Origin of the sequence: Flagellimonas sp. (assembly GCF_965215805.1) — a bacterium.
Lineage (GTDB): Bacteria > Bacteroidota > Bacteroidia > Flavobacteriales > Flavobacteriaceae > Flagellimonas.
The window spans coordinates 732,456-751,222 of sequence record NZ_OZ244124.1; the positions used below are offsets into that span (position 1 = coordinate 732,456).

Here is an 18,767-nt window from a genome sequence, read left to right on the forward strand (position 1 = left end):
ATTCTTTTTTAATGCTTTAAAATGCTGGTATAAATTCAGTTAACTTGCATTGACTTTAATTCTCAAAATGTCAGATAAAAAAGTAAGTATCCTCACCGCTTTCAAAACCATAATTTGGCCCAAGCGGAATCTGGTTTTCATTGGATTGCTTTTGATTGCACTCAGCAAAGCGGCTAGTTTTGTTGCGCCCATTGCTTCCAAGTATTTGATAGATGATGTCATTGTCAATAAAGACATTGATATGCTCAAGTACCTTGTTGCAGGGGTAATGTTGGCCATTTTTGTGCAATCTGTAACCTCATTTCTTTTGACGCGCATCTTAAGCGTGCAGGCGCAATATTTGATCAGTGAGTTGAGAGCTCAAGTGCAAAAAAAGGTCTTGGCGCTTCCCATCCGATTTTTTGATAATACCAAATCAGGGGCATTGGTCTCTCGTATCATGTCCGACGTTGAGGGGGTACGAAACCTGGTTGGTACAGGGTTGGTACAATTGGTAGGCGGCGTGATCACAGCTGTTGTTTCTTTGATTCTCTTATTGGATATCGATGTCTATATGACCTTGTTCACTTTTATTCCACTCATCATTTTTGCGGTGATTGCCTTAAAGGCATTTAAAATCATCCGACCCATTTTTAGGGACCGAGGAAAAATAAATGCCGAAGTAAAAGGTCGACTCACAGAAACCTTGGGTGGTATTAGAGTCATTAAGGGATTTAATGCAGAAAATCAAGAGCATGAAGTTTTTGAAGTCGGGGTAGATCGCTTGTATCAAAATGTGAAAAAGAGTTTGACCACCACGGCCTTTATGACCAGTTCCTCAACCTTTTTGTTAGGAGTGGCCACCACCAGCGTAATGGGTTTTGGCGGGTATAAAATTATTGAAGGCACCCTTACAATAGGCCAATTTGTAGAATTTACGGTGCTTTTGGGATTGATGATCGCGCCCATTGTTCAAATGAGCAATATTGGAAGTCAATTGACCGAGGCCTTGGCAGGATTAGATCGTACCGAAGAGCTCATGAATACCGACGAAGAATCCCAGCTTGGACAAAGGGTGATTCAACTGGATTCAATAGTTGGCCACATGAATTTTAAGAATGTGTCGTTTTCCTATGAAGAGGAGAAGGAAGTTTTGCACAACATAAGCTTTGAAGTTAAGCCCGGACAGGTAATTGCCTTAGTGGGGAGTTCTGGTTCAGGTAAGTCGACCATAGCCGGTTTGGCAGCAAGTTTTCTTAATCCAGACTCTGGAACAATCACCATAGATGGAAAAGATCTATCCAAAGTGGACCTTAAAAGTTTTAGGCAACACTTAGGGGTTGTTCTTCAAGACGATTTTTTGTTTGAAGGCACCATTCGGGAAAACATCCTTTTTCCAAGACCCAATGCTGCTGAATCTGATTTGCAAAATGCCATTAAAGCAGCCTATGTGGACGAATTCACCGATCGTTTTGATGAAGGCTTGGATACCCTCATTGGGGAACGCGGTGTAAAACTTTCCGGAGGGCAGCGGCAACGAATTGCCATTGCCCGAGCCGTGTTGGCCGATCCCAAAATCTTGATTTTGGATGAAGCCACTTCCAGCTTGGACACCGAATCCGAAGCCTTAATCCAAAAAAGTTTGGCAGAGCTTACCAAAGGAAGAACCACTTTTGTGATTGCCCACCGTTTGAGCACTATTCGAAAAGCGGATCAGATTTTAGTGATAGAGAGTGGGCATATCATGGAACAAGGCACCCACGAAGAACTTATTGCCGCTGAAGGAAGGTATTACAACCTCTTTACTTATCAAGCAAGGATTTGATGGAGCTTTTGAACCTGGCATTTGATGATTCTTCGCCGTGCTCAGAATGACAAAATGCGCAGATTATTGTTCCTCAGGGGCGAGTTCCACCTCCAAACCTTCAAGTTCAGGGGTAATATGGATTTGACATCCTAATCGGCTGTTGTCCTCTACAAAGAAGGCCTCCGCCAACATGGCATCTTCGTCATCTGATTTTTCAGGTAAATCGTGATTCGATTTTACATAGCATTGGCATGAGGCACACATGGCCATTCCCCCGCAAATACCAATGGTTCCTTCTGGAGCAAGTTCGTAGGAGCGAACCACTTCCATAAGATTCATGTTCATATCCGTTGGAGCGTCTACCTCGTGCAGTACTCCATCTCGATCAGTAACCTTAATCTTAATATCTGACATTCTTATTCAATAGCTTTGACAACCGCTTTTGGCGCTTCTTTTTTACTTCCATCAAAACCGGTAACGCCACCCACCGTGGTATATTTCATTACATACTTTTTATCTGGATAAATCCTCTGATAAGCACTCTGACACATTAGGGTAGCCTCGTGAAATCCACATAAAATCAATTTTAGCTTTCCCGGATAGGTATTGATGTCCCCGATAGCATAGATTCCAGGAATGTTGGTCTGGTAATCCAAGGTATTGTCCACTTTGATGGCATTTTTCTCAATTTCCAATCCCCATTCCGAAATAGGGCCCAATTTAGGGGAAAGTCCAAAAAGGGGAATAAAATTATCCACCTCTAGCTCAATTTCTTCTGAATTATCAGTTTTTCTAACAACTAAACCGTTCAACTTATCATCACCTCGTAGTTCAATCACTTCAGCCGGGGTTATTAAATTGATTTTTCCCTGATTTTTTAATTGCTGTACTTTTTCCACGGAATCCAAAGCGCCTCTAAATTCGTTACGTCTATGGACTAAGGTAACTTCGGATGCCACATCTGCCAAGAAAATGGACCAATCCAAGGCCGAATCACCACCTCCTGCAATCAGTACCTTTTTGTCCCGATAAACCTCCGGTTCCTTGATCATATAGGCAACGCCCTTATCCTCAAATTTTGAAAGATTTTCCAATAGGGGTTTTCGGGGTTCAAAGCTCCCCAATCCACCAGCTATGGCTACCACAGGGGCATTATGCTGGGTTCCTTTATTGGTAGTGACCACAAATGTGCCGTCATCCAGTTTCTCAATTTTGTCCGCCCGTTCACCTAGGGTAAATCCAGGTTGAAATGGCGCGATTTGATCCATAAGGTTATCCACCAATTCTCCGGCCAACACCTCTGGAAAGCCTGGAATATCATAAATGGGTTTTTTCGGATAAATTTCGGCACATTGCCCCCCTGGCTGCGGAAGCGCATCAATCAAATGGCATTTAAGTTGTAACAAGCCTGCTTCAAAAACAGTAAAAAGACCCGTAGGTCCCGCCCCAATAATCAATATATCGGTTTTAATCATGCAGTAATGGTATTTGGATATCCGTGCAACTTAGGGTTTAGGGAAGAGAAGAAACATGACTTCTATCAGATTAGCCTACATTAATGACTTCCTCAATCTGTGGGGCGTACTTTTTTATGGTCATTTCCACACCACTTTTCAAGGTCATTTGGTTGACACTGCAACCTATGCAATTTCCTTCAAGCTTCACCTTCACCAAACTATTATTGTCTATGGAAATCAACGAAATATCACCTCCATCACTTTGCAGAAACGGTCTTATCTCGTCCAAAGCTTTTTCAACGTTATTTTTTATTTCTTCCGATGTCATGCTCATTTCTTTTTAACGGCAGCACAACCCGCCATTGTTGTAATCTTGATTGCTTCTGTGGGTGGAAGAGCGGTGTTCCTACTCACTAATTCCCGAACCACATTTTTTGTCAGTTCCTCAAAGGCTTCCTCAATTGGGGTAGCCGTCTGCATTGCCGCGGGTCTTCCAACATCACCTGCTTCCCTAATACTTTGTACCAGTGGAATCTCCCCTAAAAACTTGACATCCAAATCTTCTGCCAAATTCTTGGCACCATTCTTACCAAAGATATGATATTTGTTATTAGGGAGCTCGGCTGGGGTAAAGTAGGCCATGTTTTCTACAATCCCTAGCACTGGCACATTGATGGCCTCTTGTTGGAACATCGCCACACCTTTTCTAGCATCCGCAAGTGCAATTTCTTGCGGCGTACTCACCACAACCGCACCAGTGACTGGAAGCGATTGCATGATACTTAAATGTATATCCCCAGTTCCGGGGGGAAGGTCCAAGAGCAGAAAATCCAACTCGCCCCAGTGGGCATCAAAAATCATCTGGTTCAACGCCTTGGACGCCATGGGACCACGCCATATCACCGCTTGGTTGGGCTGGGTAAAAAAGCCAATTGACAAAAGCTTGACCCCATAATTTTCTATGGGTTTCATCTTATTCTTGCCATCAACATTTATGGAAAGTGGTTTTTCCGTGGCCACATCGAACATAATAGGCATGGAAGGCCCATAAATATCCGTATCCAACAGTCCCACCTTGAATCCCATTTTGGCCAATGTCACGGCCAAATTAGCGGTAACAGTAGATTTTCCAACACCTCCTTTACCAGAGGCCACCGCAATTATGTTTTGGATTCCGGGAATGGGATTCCCCTTAATTTGATTAACCTTGGGTTTAGCTGGAGCATCAACCTTAAGGTTGATTTTTATTTTGGCCTTTTCATACACCTCTTTATGAATAATCTTCAATATCTCAACCTCCGTTTTCTTTCTCGCCTGAAGACTTGGGTTCTTTATGGTGACATCTACCTCTACCTCATCACCAAAAACCTGCACATTGGTAACGGCACCGCTCTCCACCAGATTCTGTCCCTCTCCAGGAGCAGATATCAGTTCCAAAGCCTTAAGTATGTCCGCTTTTTTCAACTTCATTGCTCTTATTTTGATTGCAGTCGCTTAAACTGATTCTAAATTACAAAGATACGCCATGGTGCTTAGACTAAGAAGTTTGCGCATTGAAATTAAAGATGGTGGAATAGGTAGGATTAATGGCTGATGGGAAATGGAAAATTGAAAGTGGAAAATGGGAAATGGAAAATGGAAAGTGGAAAGTGGAAAATGGGAAATGGGAAATGGGAAATGGAAAATGGAAAGTGGAAAATGCGTGATGGGTGATGGGTGAAATCCAAATTAAGCGGTTAAAAACCAACATTTGGATTTTGTGTTTGAACTTGATTTATAAAAAGGGCAAAATGGTGAAGGGTAATGTCCGTGTTTTCGATGTTTACTGTTAACTGTAAATTGCTAATTGAATCAGAGCAGTTCCTTGGCCGGATCCCAAAAATGCTTTTGAAAGTCCACAATTTGGTTGTCCCTGACCTCCACGCCTTCATTTTCCAAAAGTTGTTGCATAAGATTGGTTCCATCAAAATGCTGTTTTCCTGTAAGTACCCCAGCTCGGTTTACCACTCTATGCGCAGGAACATCTTTGGCTCCAGAGTTGTTCATTGCCCAACCCACCATTCGAGCACTACGGGCAGCTCCCAAGTATTTGGCGATAGCTCCGTAGGATGTTACCCTTCCGTAAGGAATCAGCCTGGCCACTTCATATACTTTGTCAAAAAAGTTTTTCTCTTCCATCATTATTATGATCAATATTCAAATGGTTTGACACGAATTTCACAAACCTTGACAATGGTTTAGAGGGTCCAATGCACCCGCCTAAGGGAAATATAGTGCTACTTGTAAAAAATCCTAAACAAGGTAATCACTAACAAAACCAACATTAAGGCACTGAGAATATAGTTGGAGTTCCTTGAAAAACGGTTGGTTTTGCGTTCCAATTTATTAAAATAGAAGGTATACAAATAGAGTACGGAAAAGGTTCCTGTCCCTGCTGCCAACACAAAAGTCACAATATCGGCGGCTTCAAACTTGATCCAGCCTGCCTCGTTCCACATGGCATTAAGGCCACTATAGTAGGGGATGGTCAACAGATTAAGTGCAGCCAATAGTATCCCTTTAAAAAAGCTGTTTTTTTTGCTCAGGTTGACATCCGTGAGCTGTTGCTCTTTTTTTCTTTTGGCCACTACAAAAAAGTAAATCGCAAAAAAGGCAAAGACAAGAATGGCAATCTTTAAAAGTATGTCTATTACCTCGGGATTTCGATATAAAAACTTGGAAATCAATACGGCTATATACGCCTGAACCATAATCATGGAAGAAACGCCCAGACTAAAAATAACTCCGTTCAACTTTCCTTTTTCAACACTGGTCTTGGCCGCGTTCATATTGAGCAAACCAGGAGGTACCGTTGCCATGAATGCCGCCGAAAAAGTGGCAAAGAAAAGAATAAGTATATGCGTCATTGGTTAGTTGATCCTAAATTGGATGTAGGTTATTGGCTTTCCTTTTTCAAGATACTGATTTTCATAGAATGTTTGAATTTCAGTTACCTCTGCGGGACTCCCCGCATTTTTATAAACATCGTGGTTGGAATATACAATTTCATGCCCAAGACCTTGTAAAAGGCCTAAGGTATAACCATGCATAAATTCGCTGTCCGTCTTTAGGTTCAATAGTCCTCCAGGTCTCAAAATTTGTTCATATTTCTTTAAAAATTCCGGGTTGGTCATGCGGTGCTTGGTTCGCTTGTATTTGATTTGCGGGTCTGGAAATGTAATCCAAATTTCGTCCACTTCATGGGCTCCAAATAGTTGATCCACCAATTCAATTTGGGTGCGTAGAAAGGCCACATTTTGTATTTCTTCTTGAATCGCTGTTTTGGCTCCCCTCCAAAAACGCGCCCCTTTTATATCAATCCCAATAAAGTTTTTGTTGGGATTTCGCCTAGCCAGTTCAACAGTGTATTCTCCTTTTCCACAGCCCAATTCCAGCACAATTGGATTGTTATTTTGAAAAAAGGACGTCCATTTTCCCTTCCATCCGAATCCCTCCAAAATCTCATCCCTAGTGGGTTGGATTACATTGGAAAAAGTCTCGTTTTCCCTAAATCGTTTCAGTTTGTTCTTACTTCCCACGGTACGTTTGGGTAAAATTTAATGTTTTGGCAAAACTAAGGAAATCCAAAGGCAAATTAAGTTTCATTTTTTTGTATTCATGCAAAGTTCCAAACGTATTTTGGTGGCCCCACTCAATTGGGGACTTGGTCATGCCACAAGATGCATTCCCATAATCAATGCGTTATTGGCTGAAGGACATCAACCTTATATAGCTTCAGACGGTGTAGCGCTGGCTTTGTTACAAAAGGAGTTCCCAAATTTACCCGTTTTTGCCCTGCCCTCCTACAACATTACCTATGCCGAAAAAGGGAAGAATTTCAAAATTAAAATGATATGGGATTCCCCCAAGGTCATCAAGGCTATGGCAAAGGAGAAAAAAGCCGTGAAAAAATTGGTAAAAGAACACGGTTTGGATGGAATTATTTCGGACAATCGAATGGGAGCCTACTTTAAAAAGGTGCCTAGTATTTTTATTACCCATCAGCTTAACGTGCTGTCCGGGAATACTACCTGGATGAGTACCAAAGCCCATCAGAAAGTCATTAAAAAGTTTGATGCATGCTGGGTTCCCGATGTAATGGGCAAACCGAATCTTACTGGAAAGTTGGGACATTTAAAAAAGGAGAAGTTCAACATTGCTTATCTGGGTCCTTTGAGTCGGTTTGAGAAAATGGAAACCGAAATGAAGTATGATCTTATGGTTCTTCTCTCCGGCCCGGAACCCCAACGCTCATTTTTGGAGGAAAAAATCTTGAATGAACTCCAAGGTTTTGAAGGCAGGGTATTGTTTGTCAAGGGTAAAATTGAATCTGACCAGACCAGGGAGGAAATCCATACCCAAAAAGGAGTGATTACCCAGTTCAATTTTATGCAGAGCAACGAATTGCAAGTCGCGCTCAACCAAAGTGAAAAAGTGTTATGTAGGTCAGGTTATACCACCGTGATGGATTTGGCCAAGCTGGAAAAGAAGGCCTTCTTTATCCCCACTCCCGGGCAATACGAGCAGGTTTATTTAGCCAAACGATTGCAAAAACAGCAATTGGCCCCAAGCTGCACCCAGGATGAGTTTAGATTGGAAATGCTCAATCAAATCGAAGATTTTGAAGGGTTGAATCGATTTGAGACTTCAGTGAATTATTCCGAACTCTTTAGCGTTTTTTCCAAAGTAAAGGAAAACTCAGAACCTACTTCCACTTCACTTTCCACATAAATTTTTTCGTCATGTGCCTCAATGATGTGCTTTACAATGGAGAGGCCTAGTCCTGAACCACCCTCGCTCCGACTTCCACTCTGGTCTACTCGATAAAACCGTTCAAATAGTCTGGGAATATGCTGTTTGGGGATTCCTTCACCGTTATCCGTGACTCTGATGATAACCTTGTTTTTGATCAAGTTCTCCACGCTCACCTCCGTGGTTCCGTTTGGATGGCCATATTTAATGGAATTGACCAATAAATTGCTCACCACTTGCTGGATTTTCTCCTTATCCGCATTCACAAAAATGGGCTCGGTATATTCCATATCAAAAGTGAGTGCTATCTCTTTTTGGGCCGCCTTCATTTCCAGAAGATCAAACACATTTTGAATGAGTTCGATAATATCAAAATCCTCCCGTTCCAGTTTTAAATCTCCCACCTCCAGCTTGGTAATAAGATCCAAATCCTTAACAATGTAAATCAGTCTTTCCACCCCCTTGTTGGCACGGGTCAAGTATTTTTCCCTGATTTTTTTATCGTTCATGGCACCGTCCAAAAGGGTAAGGATGTAACCCTGTACCGTGAACAGTGGTGTTTTCAATTCGTGGGAGACATTCCCCAAGAAATCTTTGCGATATTCTTCCCTAATTTTTAAGGTGTCAATCTCGATTTTCTTGTCCTGGGCAAACTTTTCAATCTCTTGGGTAAGGGTTTTCATGCTGGTGGTCACGGGTTTGGAGGAGAAGGATGTGGACTCCAATAAAGACACATCATCGTAGATTTTCTTGATCCTTCGGTAAATAAATCGCTCTACCCTTATCTGTATGATGGAAAAGCAAACCACAAAACACAATAGCGCAAAGAGAATAGTGGGTAACCAGCTAAATTGATTTGAATAATAGAGAATTCCCACAAACAGCAATGTGAGTACTGGGGTAATCAGTAAGGAGGATTTTATGGCAAAAGTGAATGATTTCCTGAGTTGTACGGCCATTATAGGACAAACTTATACCCTACGCCCTTAACGGTTTTAAAGTGCTCATCCCCAATTTTTCCACGTAGCTTTCTTATATGTACATCTATGGTTCTACCGCCAACAACCACTTCATTGCCCCAGACCTTATCCAAAATCACTTCCCTTTTGAACACCTTACTTGGTTTGGAGGTTAAAAGCGACAGTAGTTCAAATTCCTTTCTTGGGAGAATGATCTCTTCCCCTTTATTGATGATCTTGTATTCCTCCCGATTAATGATGATGTTGCCCACCTTGACAATGTCCTCGGTTTCGGCTTTCTCTTCTTTCAACCTTCTTAGAAGTGCTTTCACCTTACTTACCAAGACTTTTGGCTTGATGGGTTTGGTAATGTAGTCGTCAGCACCTGCATCAAAACCGGCCACTTGGGAGTAGTCTTCCCCACGAGCGGTCAAAAAGGTGATGATAGTATTTTCAAGACCTGGGGTATTACGGATGATCTCACAGGCTTCAATACCATCCATCTCAGGCATCATTACATCCAAAATGATAAGGTGTGGGTTCTTCTTTTTAGCCTTGGCCACCCCTTCCACACCGTTTTTGGCGGTAAAGACTTCGTACCCTTCAGCAGCAAGATTATAGCTCACAATTTCCAGGATATCTGGCTCATCATCAACGAGTAATATCTTAATGTCCTTGGTTTTCATGGGATGGTATTTAATATGTTATTCATCCAAATGTAAAGATAATACTATAACCGCATAAATGCTTAACGTTCATTTAATGTGGTAACATTATTGTAACAATTTTCAAAAAAACACTTAACACGCGGGTAACATCGCTTTTACAGCACAGGTCTTTCTTTGCGCCATCTAGATTTAATACCTAATGAAATATATTTTATTGATTTTCACACTGTTTGTAGGATTACAAATTAGTGCGCAAGAGACCACGGGAAGCGTCGTGGGTAAATTAACAGACAAAGAATTAAATAACGAGCCACTTGCCTTTGCAAATGTGCTAATTAAAGGTACAACTCAAGGTACCACATCCGATTTTGATGGGCTTTATGAGATTTCTGGAATCGAGCCAGGAACTTACACGGTAGTATTCAGTTATCTGGGGTACGAAACGGTTGAAATCCCCAATGTTGAAATTATAGCGGACAAAGTAACCAATATTGATGTCCCTATGAGTGCATCCGCTGGCCTTGCCTTGGATGAAGTGGTGGTAACCACAGTTGCGCGTCAGGATTCTGAAGCCGCATTGCTTTTAGATCAGAAAAGAGCGGTAGAAATAAAAACTTCCATCGGGGCCCAAGAATTGGCAAGAAAAGGTGTTGGTGATGTGGCCACAGCCGTTTCCAAAGTTACAGGGGTTTCCAAACAAGAAGGTTCTGGAAACGTTTTTGTTAGAGGTTTGGGCGACCGATATAATGTAACCACTTTGAATGGTCTGCCACTTCCTTCCAACGATCCTTCCAGAAAGAACATTGATTTGGGCATTTTTGGTACAAGCATTGTTCAATCCATCGGTATTGATAAGACCTATAGTATAAATAACTATGGAGATTTTGCTGGTGCGAACATAGATATTGTTTCTAAAGACTATAACGGATCTGGTTTCTTGGAAGTAGGATTGCAATCTGGAATTAACACCGTTGCTGCCGGAGAGGATTTCTACTTAAACGAAGGTCCAAATTACTCTGGGTTCTACAATACAAATTCGCCAGAGTTTCCATTGAACAATTACAACTTTACTACAAGCTGGGATCGTGAAGATGGCGGAACTCCCGCAAATATTGGCGGTTCTATAAGAGGTGGAAACAGCTTTAATTTAGGTGAAAATACACGTATCAATTTCTTCGCAACCGGTTCATTCAGCAATAGATTCCAATACAGGGAAGGGATTAACAATGGGGGCGTAAACATTGGTACAGCACTGCCCAACTCCGAGTACGATTACGTGGGTTATCGATATTCCACCAATACCACAGCAATGGGTAATGTGGGATTAAGACACAAAGACCACTCCATTAAGTACAACTATTTGTTCCTTAACACCTCAACCCAAAGACAGGACGAGTTTGAGGGAATCATAGACCGTGAAGATGACGCACCCCAAGGAGGTGGTTTTGTTCAGCGTGCCACATTTGAAAGAAATACGTTGTTTGTCCACCAATTATTGGGCGAACATGGACTGGGAAATCGTTTTGATGTAAACTGGGGAGCAGCCTATAACTTCTTGGCCAACAAAGTGCCGGACAGAAGACAAAATACCGTTCTTCCAGACAATAATAGTGAACCTGATGGACCAAAATCCTTCCGTTTGGTTTCCGCAGCCTCCAGTAATCACCGTTTTTTCCAAGATTTGGACGAGGAGGAGATTTCTGGGAATCTGGCCCTTACCTATAAGTTCAAGGCCAACGAAGACGATGATTTTGACGGTAAGTTAACTTTGGGTTATAGTGGTAGGTTCAAGGATGTGGATTTTGAGGCAGAGCAGTTCAACTTCCAGATTTTACTTCGGGATTCCAATAACAACCCTATAGATCAACCTTTGGTGGATCCCAGAAACATTGATGCCTACTTCAATCAGGAAAACCTTGTCAATGGGCTGTATCAAATAAGAACATTTAGAGGGCCTCTTTCCTTTGCAGGTGCATTGGAACCCCAGTTCTATAATGGTAGTCAAGACATCCATGCCGGTTATTTCAATTTCGAATATAAGGTGAGTGATAAAATCACCATGCTTGCTGGGATTCGTGGAGAACAGATTAACCAATCCATCAATTGGAGCACGGTAATCCAGGGGGAAGGCAGCAATGAATTGGACAACTTTGAGGTACTGCCTTCTGTTTCCTTTAAATATGCCCTAAACGAGAAACAAAACTTGAGATTGGCTGCAAGTAAGACCTACACGTTGCCTCAATTTAAGGAAAGAGCGCCTTTCTTATTTCAAGAAGAGGTCAACCAGGATTCCTTTGGTAATCCAGATTTGCAAAGTTCCACCAACTACAATTTTGATGTTCGATGGGAATTGTTCCCATCCGCCAGTGAGGTGGTTTCTTTAACGGCTTTTGGTCGTTTCATCCAGGACCCCATCAACCAAATCACGGTAGCATCCGCTGCCAATGATATCAGTTGGGCCAATACTGGGGACAATGCAACTGCCATCGGAGCTGAACTTGAAGTGCGAAAGCAACTTTTCGAAATAGAAAAAGAAACCGCGGACAACATCCTTTCGGAAAGCCTTACAGTTGGTGCCAATTTCTCCTATTTGAACACCAACCAAAAATTGGATCCCGATAAAATTGCGGAAGAAACCACATTTACGGTAAGACCCACTTTTACCGAAACCAAGTTAAGTGGAGCATCTGACTTTATAGTAAATGCCGATGTAAGCTACTTTGCCGAATTGCGGGAGGATAGAAATTTCCAGGCCACCATGGCGTTCAATTACTTTTCGGAGCGAGTATTTGCCCTTGGTTCAGAAGGTAGGGGTAACCTTATTGATAGAGGTGTTCCCACTTTGGATTTGGTGACCAAATTTCAGTTGAACAAGCATTTGACCTTTGGCCTGAACGCCAAGAACCTTTTAGATCCATCCGTGGAACGTTACCAAGACAATGCCAGTAGCAACATAGATCCCATTTTCGTAGAACGTGGTGTGTTGGAGGAAGAGGTAGACATCCTTACGTATAAAAAAGGAATCGATTTGAGGTTATCCATGACCTATAGATTCTAAGACCAAGTGTAATTTATTAATGACCAAATATAAATTCTCAATTACTTACTTCTTAAAAAACTAAAACAATGAAAAAAACGCTTTTAAAATTCATTTTTGGCCTTTCTACCCTGACTTTCGTGGTCTCTTGTAGTAGTGATGATGGAGGAAGTAGCACTATTTTGGCTACTTGCAATGACAACATCCAAAATGGCGATGAAACAGGAGTGGACTGTGGAGGTTCATCTTGCAACGAATGCCCGGTAAATGCCGTAGAACTTTCTGGTGATGTTAACACGGATACTACCTTGGATGCATCTTTGGAATACAACCTGACCGATGCCTACATTGTTAAATCCGGGTCTTCTTTGACCATTCCTGCAGGTACAACGATCAAAGCTGCTGGTGGTACAGCTGCCTTTATCGGTGTAGAAAGAGGAGCCCAAATATTTATTAACGGTACGTCTTCCAATCCAGTGGTTATGACTTCCGGTGCTGCTAATCCTGCTCCAGGTGATTGGGGTGGATTGGTTATTGCTGGAGATGCTCCAACCAACAAAGGAACCGACATTACTACTGAAGTGGGTGACTTGATCTATGGTGGTAGCTCTGCTGATGACAATTCAGGATCTATCCAATACCTGAGAGTTGAGTATACCGGTGCAACTTTCTCCAATGACAAGGAGTTTAACGGAGTATCCTTGTTTGGAGTAGGTTCTGGAACTGTTTTCAGATATGTACAGTCCTTTAACGGAGGTGACGATGGTATTGAATTCTTTGGTGGTTCCGTTGATGGTGATTTCTTGGTGTCCATCGGTAGTGGTGATGATTCCATTGATTTTGCTGATGGATGGACTGGAAATGGTAGCAACTGGTACATTTCCGGTGGTGCCAAAGCTGGTATTGAAGGTTCCAATAATGGAGATAATGGTGACGCTACTCCTGTTACCACAACTATGTTGAGCAATATCACCGTTGTTGGTCCTACCAACGATGAAGGTGCCTTGTTCTTCAAAGAAGGTGGTGGTAACTTTACTATCGACAACTTCTATGTAAGCAACGCCAAAATCGGGATAAGTGTTAATGATACAGATGCCCAGGCTATTGCCCGAATTGACAACGGTGATCTTACCATTACCAACATCCAATTTTCTGATACCCCAGCGGATTTTGAAGCAACAACTTATACTGGCGCCAACGACTTCTATACAGAAGGTGTCGCTACTGGTGCTGGCAACGGGGCTGCTTCTCCAAATTGGGCTGCAGGATGGACAACAGGATTGGACAATAGTGGAGCTGGTACGGAAAACTTGGCTGGTGAAATTTCAGGGGACGTTACCCTTGACGCAGCTGTTGAGTACTTCTTGACCAGCGGATTCATCGTTAAATCAGGTGGGTCTTTGACCATTCCTGCTGGAACAACCATTAAGGCTGCTGGCGGTACTGCTGCCTTTATTGGAGTTGAAAGAGGAGCTCAAATCTTTATCAATGGAGAAGCCAACAACCCTGTGGTAATGACTTCTTCCAGTGACACTCCTGCTCCTGGGGATTGGGGTGGTTTGGTAATTGCTGGAAATGCTCCTACCAATAAAGGAAACGATATCACTACGGAGGTGGGTGACCTTACTTATGGTGGTGATGCTGCTGATGACGATTCGGGATCCGTAACCTATTTACGTGTTGAATACACAGGTGCTACTTTCTCCAACGATAAGGAATTTAACGGAGTTTCCTTGTTTGGAGTTGGTAACGGAACGACATTCGAATATGTACAGTCCTATAACGGTGGTGATGATGGTATTGAGTTCTTCGGTGGTACCGTAAACGGTAACTACTTGGTTTCCATTGGCAGTGGAGATGATTCCGTTGATTTTGCAGATGGTTGGACCGGAAACGGTAGCAACTGGTATATTGCCGGCGGTGCCAAAGCTGGTATTGAAGGCTCCAACAATGGGGACAACGGAGATGCCACTCCTGTGACCACAACCACTTTGAGCAACATTACGGTTGTAGGTCCTGTGACCGAAGGTGCCCTCTTCTTCAAAGAAGGAGGCGGAAACTTTACAATTACCAACTTCTACACCAGCGGAGTGGATCTTGGAGTCACGGTAAAGGATACTGACACAGAAGCGGCCGTTAGAATTGAGGCGGATGCCCTATCTATAAACCCAATGCAGTTTGCCAACCCTGCTACCGGTTTTGAACAGACAGATTATACTGGTGCCAATCAAGATTTCATTGTGGAAGGTGATAATACAGGAGCTGGAAACGGTGCCGATCAACCCACTTGGGCAGATGGCTGGACCACAGGTTTTTAAGACTTAACAAAAGTTTGTTTTTACTAAAAAAGCCCCCTTACGGGGGCTTCTTTTTGCACTTCATCGAAAAGTGTGGGTTTTTTCCTTAGCCAATTCCCATTCGGAAACCAATTTATTTATATTTGTGGCATAGCCTTTGTAACCAATACTTTATGAAGCACCTTTACCTCGTCTTTTTCTTTTTTGTTTGTTCCCTTGGATTCGCCCAGAGTTCCCAAGCAGGTTCAGATATTGACGGGTTTAAGTTGTACCCCAATCCAGTTACCTATGGCAAGGTCTATATTGAGACCACACAAAATGCGCCCAAGAAAATTCTCATTTTTGACGTTTTGGGTACCCAAGTACTTCAAACCACAATTTTAGGAAAGGAACTCAACCTGTCCAATCTGGATAAAGGAGTGTATATCCTAAGAGTGTTTGAACATAATAAAGTGGCCACCAGAAAGCTCATTATCAAGTAGTTTCCCCTATTTTAGGTTGCATTTCATCGGACACACATCAAAATAACCCACTTTCCCAACACATTTCCTTGTTTCACAACATTTTATAGCCATTATTGCTGTGTTTATCTACTTTTATACTGCTTATACCCAAATCAGCATGTATGAAGAAAATCTACTTTATTCTCATTATGGCTTTACCACTTTTCTCTTTCGGGCAGGAATTGGTCAGTGTAAACACTGAACAGGTACAGGAGCTTCAGGGATTTAAAATGTATCCCAATCCCGTTTATGGGGACGAGGTCTACGTTACCACTGCAACCAACGGTACCAAGCAGATTAAGATTTATGATGTGTTTGGCGAAGTTGTACTAACGGACAGAATCTCTACCAATACACTAAACGTATCCCGATTGGTTCCAGGTGTTTATGTACTGCAAGTGACGGAAGACAAAAAAACCATGACACGAAAACTGGTCATAAAATAGCCGCAACTTATACCGCCCTTCTTTAGAAGGGCATTTTTTTTGGGTACTTTTATGGCCCAATGAACAGTTCGCTATCCCAACGTATTTTTTCTATTGCTACCGATGCGGAATTTGAGGCATTGACCTTGGAAATTTTTGGATTTCAATACCAAAACAACAAAGTCTACAGAACGTATTGCGAACATTTGGGCAAATCGCCGAACAAGGTGCACTCCATCACGGCCATCCCCTTCCTGCCCATCGAGTTCTTTAAGTCATTTAGCATCACATCTTCCAATAATCCCATTGAAGCCATTTTTGAAAGCAGCGGAACCACCGCTGGCTCTACCAGCAAACATTATATCAGCGACCTAAGTCTTTATCAGCAAAGTTTTAGCACTGCATTTCAGGCTTTCTATGGCGGTATAAAATCCTATTGTATTCTTGCTTTGTTACCATCTTATTTAGAGCGAGAAGGTTCTTCCTTGGTATATATGGTCAACGATTTGGTTTCAAGATCGGAGCATCCTGATAGTGGTTTTTATCTTGATGAACTTTCAACGCTAAAAGAAAAATTGCTGGCACTGGAAGCTTCAGGAACCCAGACGTTGCTTATTGGTGTATCCTTTGCCCTGTGGGATTTGGCCGAACAATTCCCGATGGATTTAAAACACACCACCATTATGGAAACGGGGGGAATGAAAGGACGAAGAAAGGAACTAATTCGGCAAGAACTACATGGAATATTAAAAGACGCCTTTAAGGTGCAAACGATCCATTCCGAATACGGGATGACCGAATTACTATCCCAGGCCTATTCCAAAGGCAATGGTATTTTCCAAACCCCAGCATGGATGAAAATTTTGACTCGGGATACTGAAGATCCCTTGAGCTTACAATCCCATCAAAAAACTGGCGGAATAAACGTGATTGATTTGGCCAATATAAATTCCTGCTCCTTTATCGCGACCCAGGATTTGGGTAAAACTTATGCTGATGGATCTTTCGAGGTTTTGGGCCGTTTTGACCACTCTGATGTTCGGGGCTGCAACCTAATGGCCCTTTAGTCTTTGGAATAATAGTAGGTAATCTCATCGTCAGCAATCTGGGGATTGTCCACATAGGTTAAAATCAAGGAATCCCCATCTTCTTCATAAGTGTACTCCCTCCCTTCAATGCCTATGACTGATCCATTATCCGTAAACGGATAGGTTCCGGCAGGGGCTATAAATTGGGAATCCCCAGAATTTTCAATAGTCACCATCCCAGAATCTTTATCAAAGCGGATGGAATGCACACTAAAATCGAAATCCTCCCCAAAAAAGCAAAAACAAACCACATTGTCCAAAACCCACTTGTCATCACTTGGATTGATATCATCATCCGAAGTACATCCCGAGACCATAAGGATTAGAAATAAGAATATGACTTTCTTCATCATTAAAGCGATTTTCCCTTTAAAGATGAAAAAATTGTGGAACGTTGCGCGATTTATTCTGCTACAAGAACAAAGTAGTTCTTCTTCCCTCGTTGAAGCAATACAAACTTGTTGTTGATTAGGTCTTCATTGGAAATCAGGTAATCCTCCTTTACTTTTTGTTTGTTCACGGAGATGGAATTCTGCTTCAATTCCCTGCGTGCCTCCCCGTTGGATCCCAAAAATCCCGTCTTGGCCGCCAAGGCTCCAATCATATCCAAGCCAGATGTCAGCTCGCTTTTGGAAACGGTGGCTTGGGGAACTCCATCAAACACATCCAAGAATGTTTTTTCATCCAAGGTTTTGAGGTCCTCCGAAGTGGATTTTCCAAAAAGAATGTTGCTGGCCTTGATAGCATTTTCCAAGTCCTCTTTGGAGTGGACCATGGTGGTTATCTCCTCTGCCAATTTCTTTTGCAAGGCCCTCAAGTGAGGTTCTTGCTTATGGTTTTCCACAAGTGTTTCAATTTCCTTTTGGGTCAAAAAGGTGAAAATTTTAATGTATTTCTCAGCATCTTCATCCGAGGTGTTCAACCAATACTGATAAAACTTATAAGGAGAAGTGCGTTCGGCATCCAGCCAGACATTTCCTCCTTCAGTCTTTCCAAATTTGGTGCCGTCGGCCTTGGTGATCAAAGGACAGGTCAAAGCAAAACCTTTTCCTCCGCCAATCCTTCTGATCAGCTCGGTTCCCGTGGTAATATTCCCCCATTGGTCACTGCCCCCCATCTGCAGGGTGCAATTATGGTGCTGGTACAAGTATAAAAAGTCATATCCTTGAACCAATTGATAGGTAAATTCCGTAAAGGACATCCCTTCCTTGGCATCGGAAGAAAGTCTCTTTTTTACAGAATCCTTGGCCATCATATAATTGACTGTGATGTGCTTGCCCACATCCCGGATGAAATTCAGGAATGAGAAATCCTTCATCCAGTCATAGTTGTTTACCAAGACAGCAGCATTCGGAGCATCACTATCAAAATCCAAGAATCTCCCCAATTGGGATTTGATGGCTTCTTGGTTGTGCCTAAGCGTAGCTTCGTCCAAAAGATTGCGCTCTGCAGACTTTCCGGATGGATCACCGATCATACCGGTAGCTCCCCCAACCAAAGCAAAAGGTTTATGCCCGGCCAACTGAAAATGGCGCAGCATCATTACACTGACCAAATGGCCAATATGCAAGGAATCCGCGGTTGGGTCTATCCCTACATAGGCGACCTGCATATCTTCCAATAAATGCTCCTCGGCTCCGGGCATTATATCATGAACCATTCCCCTCCACTGCAGTTCCTGCACAAAATTCTTTTCCATTACCATTGCTTTAGCATAGCTGCAAATATAAAATGAAGATCTTACTTACTTCAATAA

General features: G+C 42.4%; 18 protein-coding genes. 7 read left to right on the top strand and 11 right to left on the bottom strand.

Annotation, left to right across the window (positions count from 1 at the left end):
* The first annotated feature begins 67 nt into the window (after nucleotides 1-67).
* Nucleotides 68-1,804 carry an ABC transporter ATP-binding protein gene (locus ACOOE0_RS03225; RefSeq protein WP_420401038.1) on the top strand — a complete coding sequence of 579 codons (1,737 nt, stop codon included), beginning with the start codon at nucleotides 68-70 and terminating at the stop codon, nucleotides 1,802-1,804.
* 63 nt (nucleotides 1,805-1,867) lie between these two features.
* Here ACOOE0_RS03225 and ACOOE0_RS03230 read toward each other — a convergent pair whose 3' ends face one another.
* The 7 genes from ACOOE0_RS03230 to trmB form a co-directional block, all read right to left on the bottom strand.
* The gene (locus tag ACOOE0_RS03230) at nucleotides 1,868-2,200 is read right to left on the bottom strand and encodes a ferredoxin (protein WP_420401039.1); all 333 of its coding nucleotides are present in this window, start codon (nucleotides 2,198-2,200) and stop codon (nucleotides 1,868-1,870) included.
* A gap of 2 nt (nucleotides 2,201-2,202) precedes the next feature.
* Nucleotides 2,203-3,261: an NAD(P)/FAD-dependent oxidoreductase gene (locus ACOOE0_RS03235; protein ID WP_420401040.1), complete on the bottom strand. Its 1,059-nt coding sequence runs from the start codon at nucleotides 3,259-3,261 to the stop codon at nucleotides 2,203-2,205.
* Between the two features lie 70 nt (nucleotides 3,262-3,331).
* Nucleotides 3,332-3,571, bottom strand: coding sequence for a NifU family protein (locus ACOOE0_RS03240; RefSeq protein ID WP_420401041.1), 240 nt, complete (start codon nucleotides 3,569-3,571; stop codon nucleotides 3,332-3,334).
* A 2-nt stretch (nucleotides 3,572-3,573) separates the two neighbouring features.
* The gene (locus ACOOE0_RS03245; protein WP_420401042.1) at nucleotides 3,574-4,713 is read right to left on the bottom strand and encodes a P-loop NTPase; all 1,140 of its coding nucleotides are present in this window, start codon (nucleotides 4,711-4,713) and stop codon (nucleotides 3,574-3,576) included.
* A 381-nt stretch (nucleotides 4,714-5,094) separates the two neighbouring features.
* Nucleotides 5,095-5,421: an MGMT family protein gene (locus tag ACOOE0_RS03250; RefSeq protein WP_420402194.1), complete on the bottom strand. Its 327-nt coding sequence runs from the start codon at nucleotides 5,419-5,421 to the stop codon at nucleotides 5,095-5,097.
* A 98-nt stretch (nucleotides 5,422-5,519) separates the two neighbouring features.
* Nucleotides 5,520-6,149: a LysE family transporter gene (locus tag ACOOE0_RS03255; protein ID WP_420401043.1), complete on the bottom strand. Its 630-nt coding sequence runs from the start codon at nucleotides 6,147-6,149 to the stop codon at nucleotides 5,520-5,522.
* A gap of 3 nt (nucleotides 6,150-6,152) precedes the next feature.
* A complete protein-coding gene (gene trmB, locus ACOOE0_RS03260; protein WP_420401044.1) occupies nucleotides 6,153-6,821 on the bottom strand; it encodes a tRNA (guanosine(46)-N7)-methyltransferase TrmB in 669 nt (222 codons plus the stop codon).
* A 79-nt stretch (nucleotides 6,822-6,900) separates the two neighbouring features.
* Between trmB and ACOOE0_RS03265 the strand changes: the two genes are divergently transcribed.
* On the top strand, nucleotides 6,901-8,013 hold the full coding sequence (locus tag ACOOE0_RS03265; RefSeq protein ID WP_420401045.1) for a glycosyltransferase family protein: 1,113 nt from the start codon (nucleotides 6,901-6,903) through the stop codon (nucleotides 8,011-8,013).
* On the opposite strand, the gene ACOOE0_RS03270 is transcribed toward ACOOE0_RS03265, so the two are convergent.
* Entirely contained in the window at nucleotides 7,938-8,993 is a 1,056-nt protein-coding gene (locus tag ACOOE0_RS03270) for a sensor histidine kinase (protein ID WP_420401046.1), read from the bottom strand. The genes ACOOE0_RS03265 and ACOOE0_RS03270 overlap by 76 nt on opposite strands.
* The gene (locus ACOOE0_RS03275) at nucleotides 8,993-9,679 is read right to left on the bottom strand and encodes a response regulator transcription factor (RefSeq protein WP_420401047.1); all 687 of its coding nucleotides are present in this window, start codon (nucleotides 9,677-9,679) and stop codon (nucleotides 8,993-8,995) included. Before ACOOE0_RS03275 ends, ACOOE0_RS03270 begins: the two co-directional genes overlap by 1 nt.
* A gap of 181 nt (nucleotides 9,680-9,860) precedes the next feature.
* Here ACOOE0_RS03275 and ACOOE0_RS03280 point away from each other — a divergent pair, with 181 nt between their 5' ends.
* The 5 genes from ACOOE0_RS03280 (at nucleotide 9,861) to ACOOE0_RS03300 (ending at nucleotide 16,990) form a co-directional block, all read left to right on the top strand.
* A complete protein-coding gene (locus tag ACOOE0_RS03280) occupies nucleotides 9,861-12,719 on the top strand; it encodes a TonB-dependent receptor domain-containing protein (RefSeq protein ID WP_420401048.1) in 2,859 nt (952 codons plus the stop codon).
* A 68-nt stretch (nucleotides 12,720-12,787) separates the two neighbouring features.
* Nucleotides 12,788-15,016 (top strand): beta strand repeat-containing protein, encoded by a 2,229-nt coding sequence (locus ACOOE0_RS03285; RefSeq protein ID WP_420401049.1) that lies wholly within the window; start codon nucleotides 12,788-12,790, stop codon nucleotides 15,014-15,016.
* Nucleotides 15,017-15,168: 152 nt separating this feature from the next.
* Entirely contained in the window at nucleotides 15,169-15,477 is a 309-nt protein-coding gene (locus tag ACOOE0_RS03290; RefSeq protein WP_138837605.1) for a T9SS type A sorting domain-containing protein, read from the top strand.
* 143 nt (nucleotides 15,478-15,620) lie between these two features.
* Entirely contained in the window at nucleotides 15,621-15,944 is a 324-nt protein-coding gene (locus tag ACOOE0_RS03295; protein WP_138837602.1) for a T9SS type A sorting domain-containing protein, read from the top strand.
* Nucleotides 15,945-16,003: 59 nt separating this feature from the next.
* Entirely contained in the window at nucleotides 16,004-16,990 is a 987-nt protein-coding gene (locus tag ACOOE0_RS03300; protein ID WP_420401050.1) for an acyl transferase, read from the top strand.
* Here ACOOE0_RS03300 and ACOOE0_RS03305 read toward each other — a convergent pair.
* On the bottom strand, nucleotides 16,987-17,364 hold the full coding sequence (locus ACOOE0_RS03305; protein ID WP_420401051.1) for a hypothetical protein: 378 nt from the start codon (nucleotides 17,362-17,364) through the stop codon (nucleotides 16,987-16,989). The genes ACOOE0_RS03300 and ACOOE0_RS03305 overlap by 4 nt on opposite strands.
* Nucleotides 17,365-17,414: 50 nt before the next feature.
* Nucleotides 17,415-18,710, bottom strand: coding sequence for a tyrosine--tRNA ligase (gene tyrS / locus ACOOE0_RS03310; protein ID WP_420401052.1), 1,296 nt, complete (start codon nucleotides 18,708-18,710; stop codon nucleotides 17,415-17,417).
* Nucleotides 18,711-18,767 lie beyond the last annotated feature (57 nt).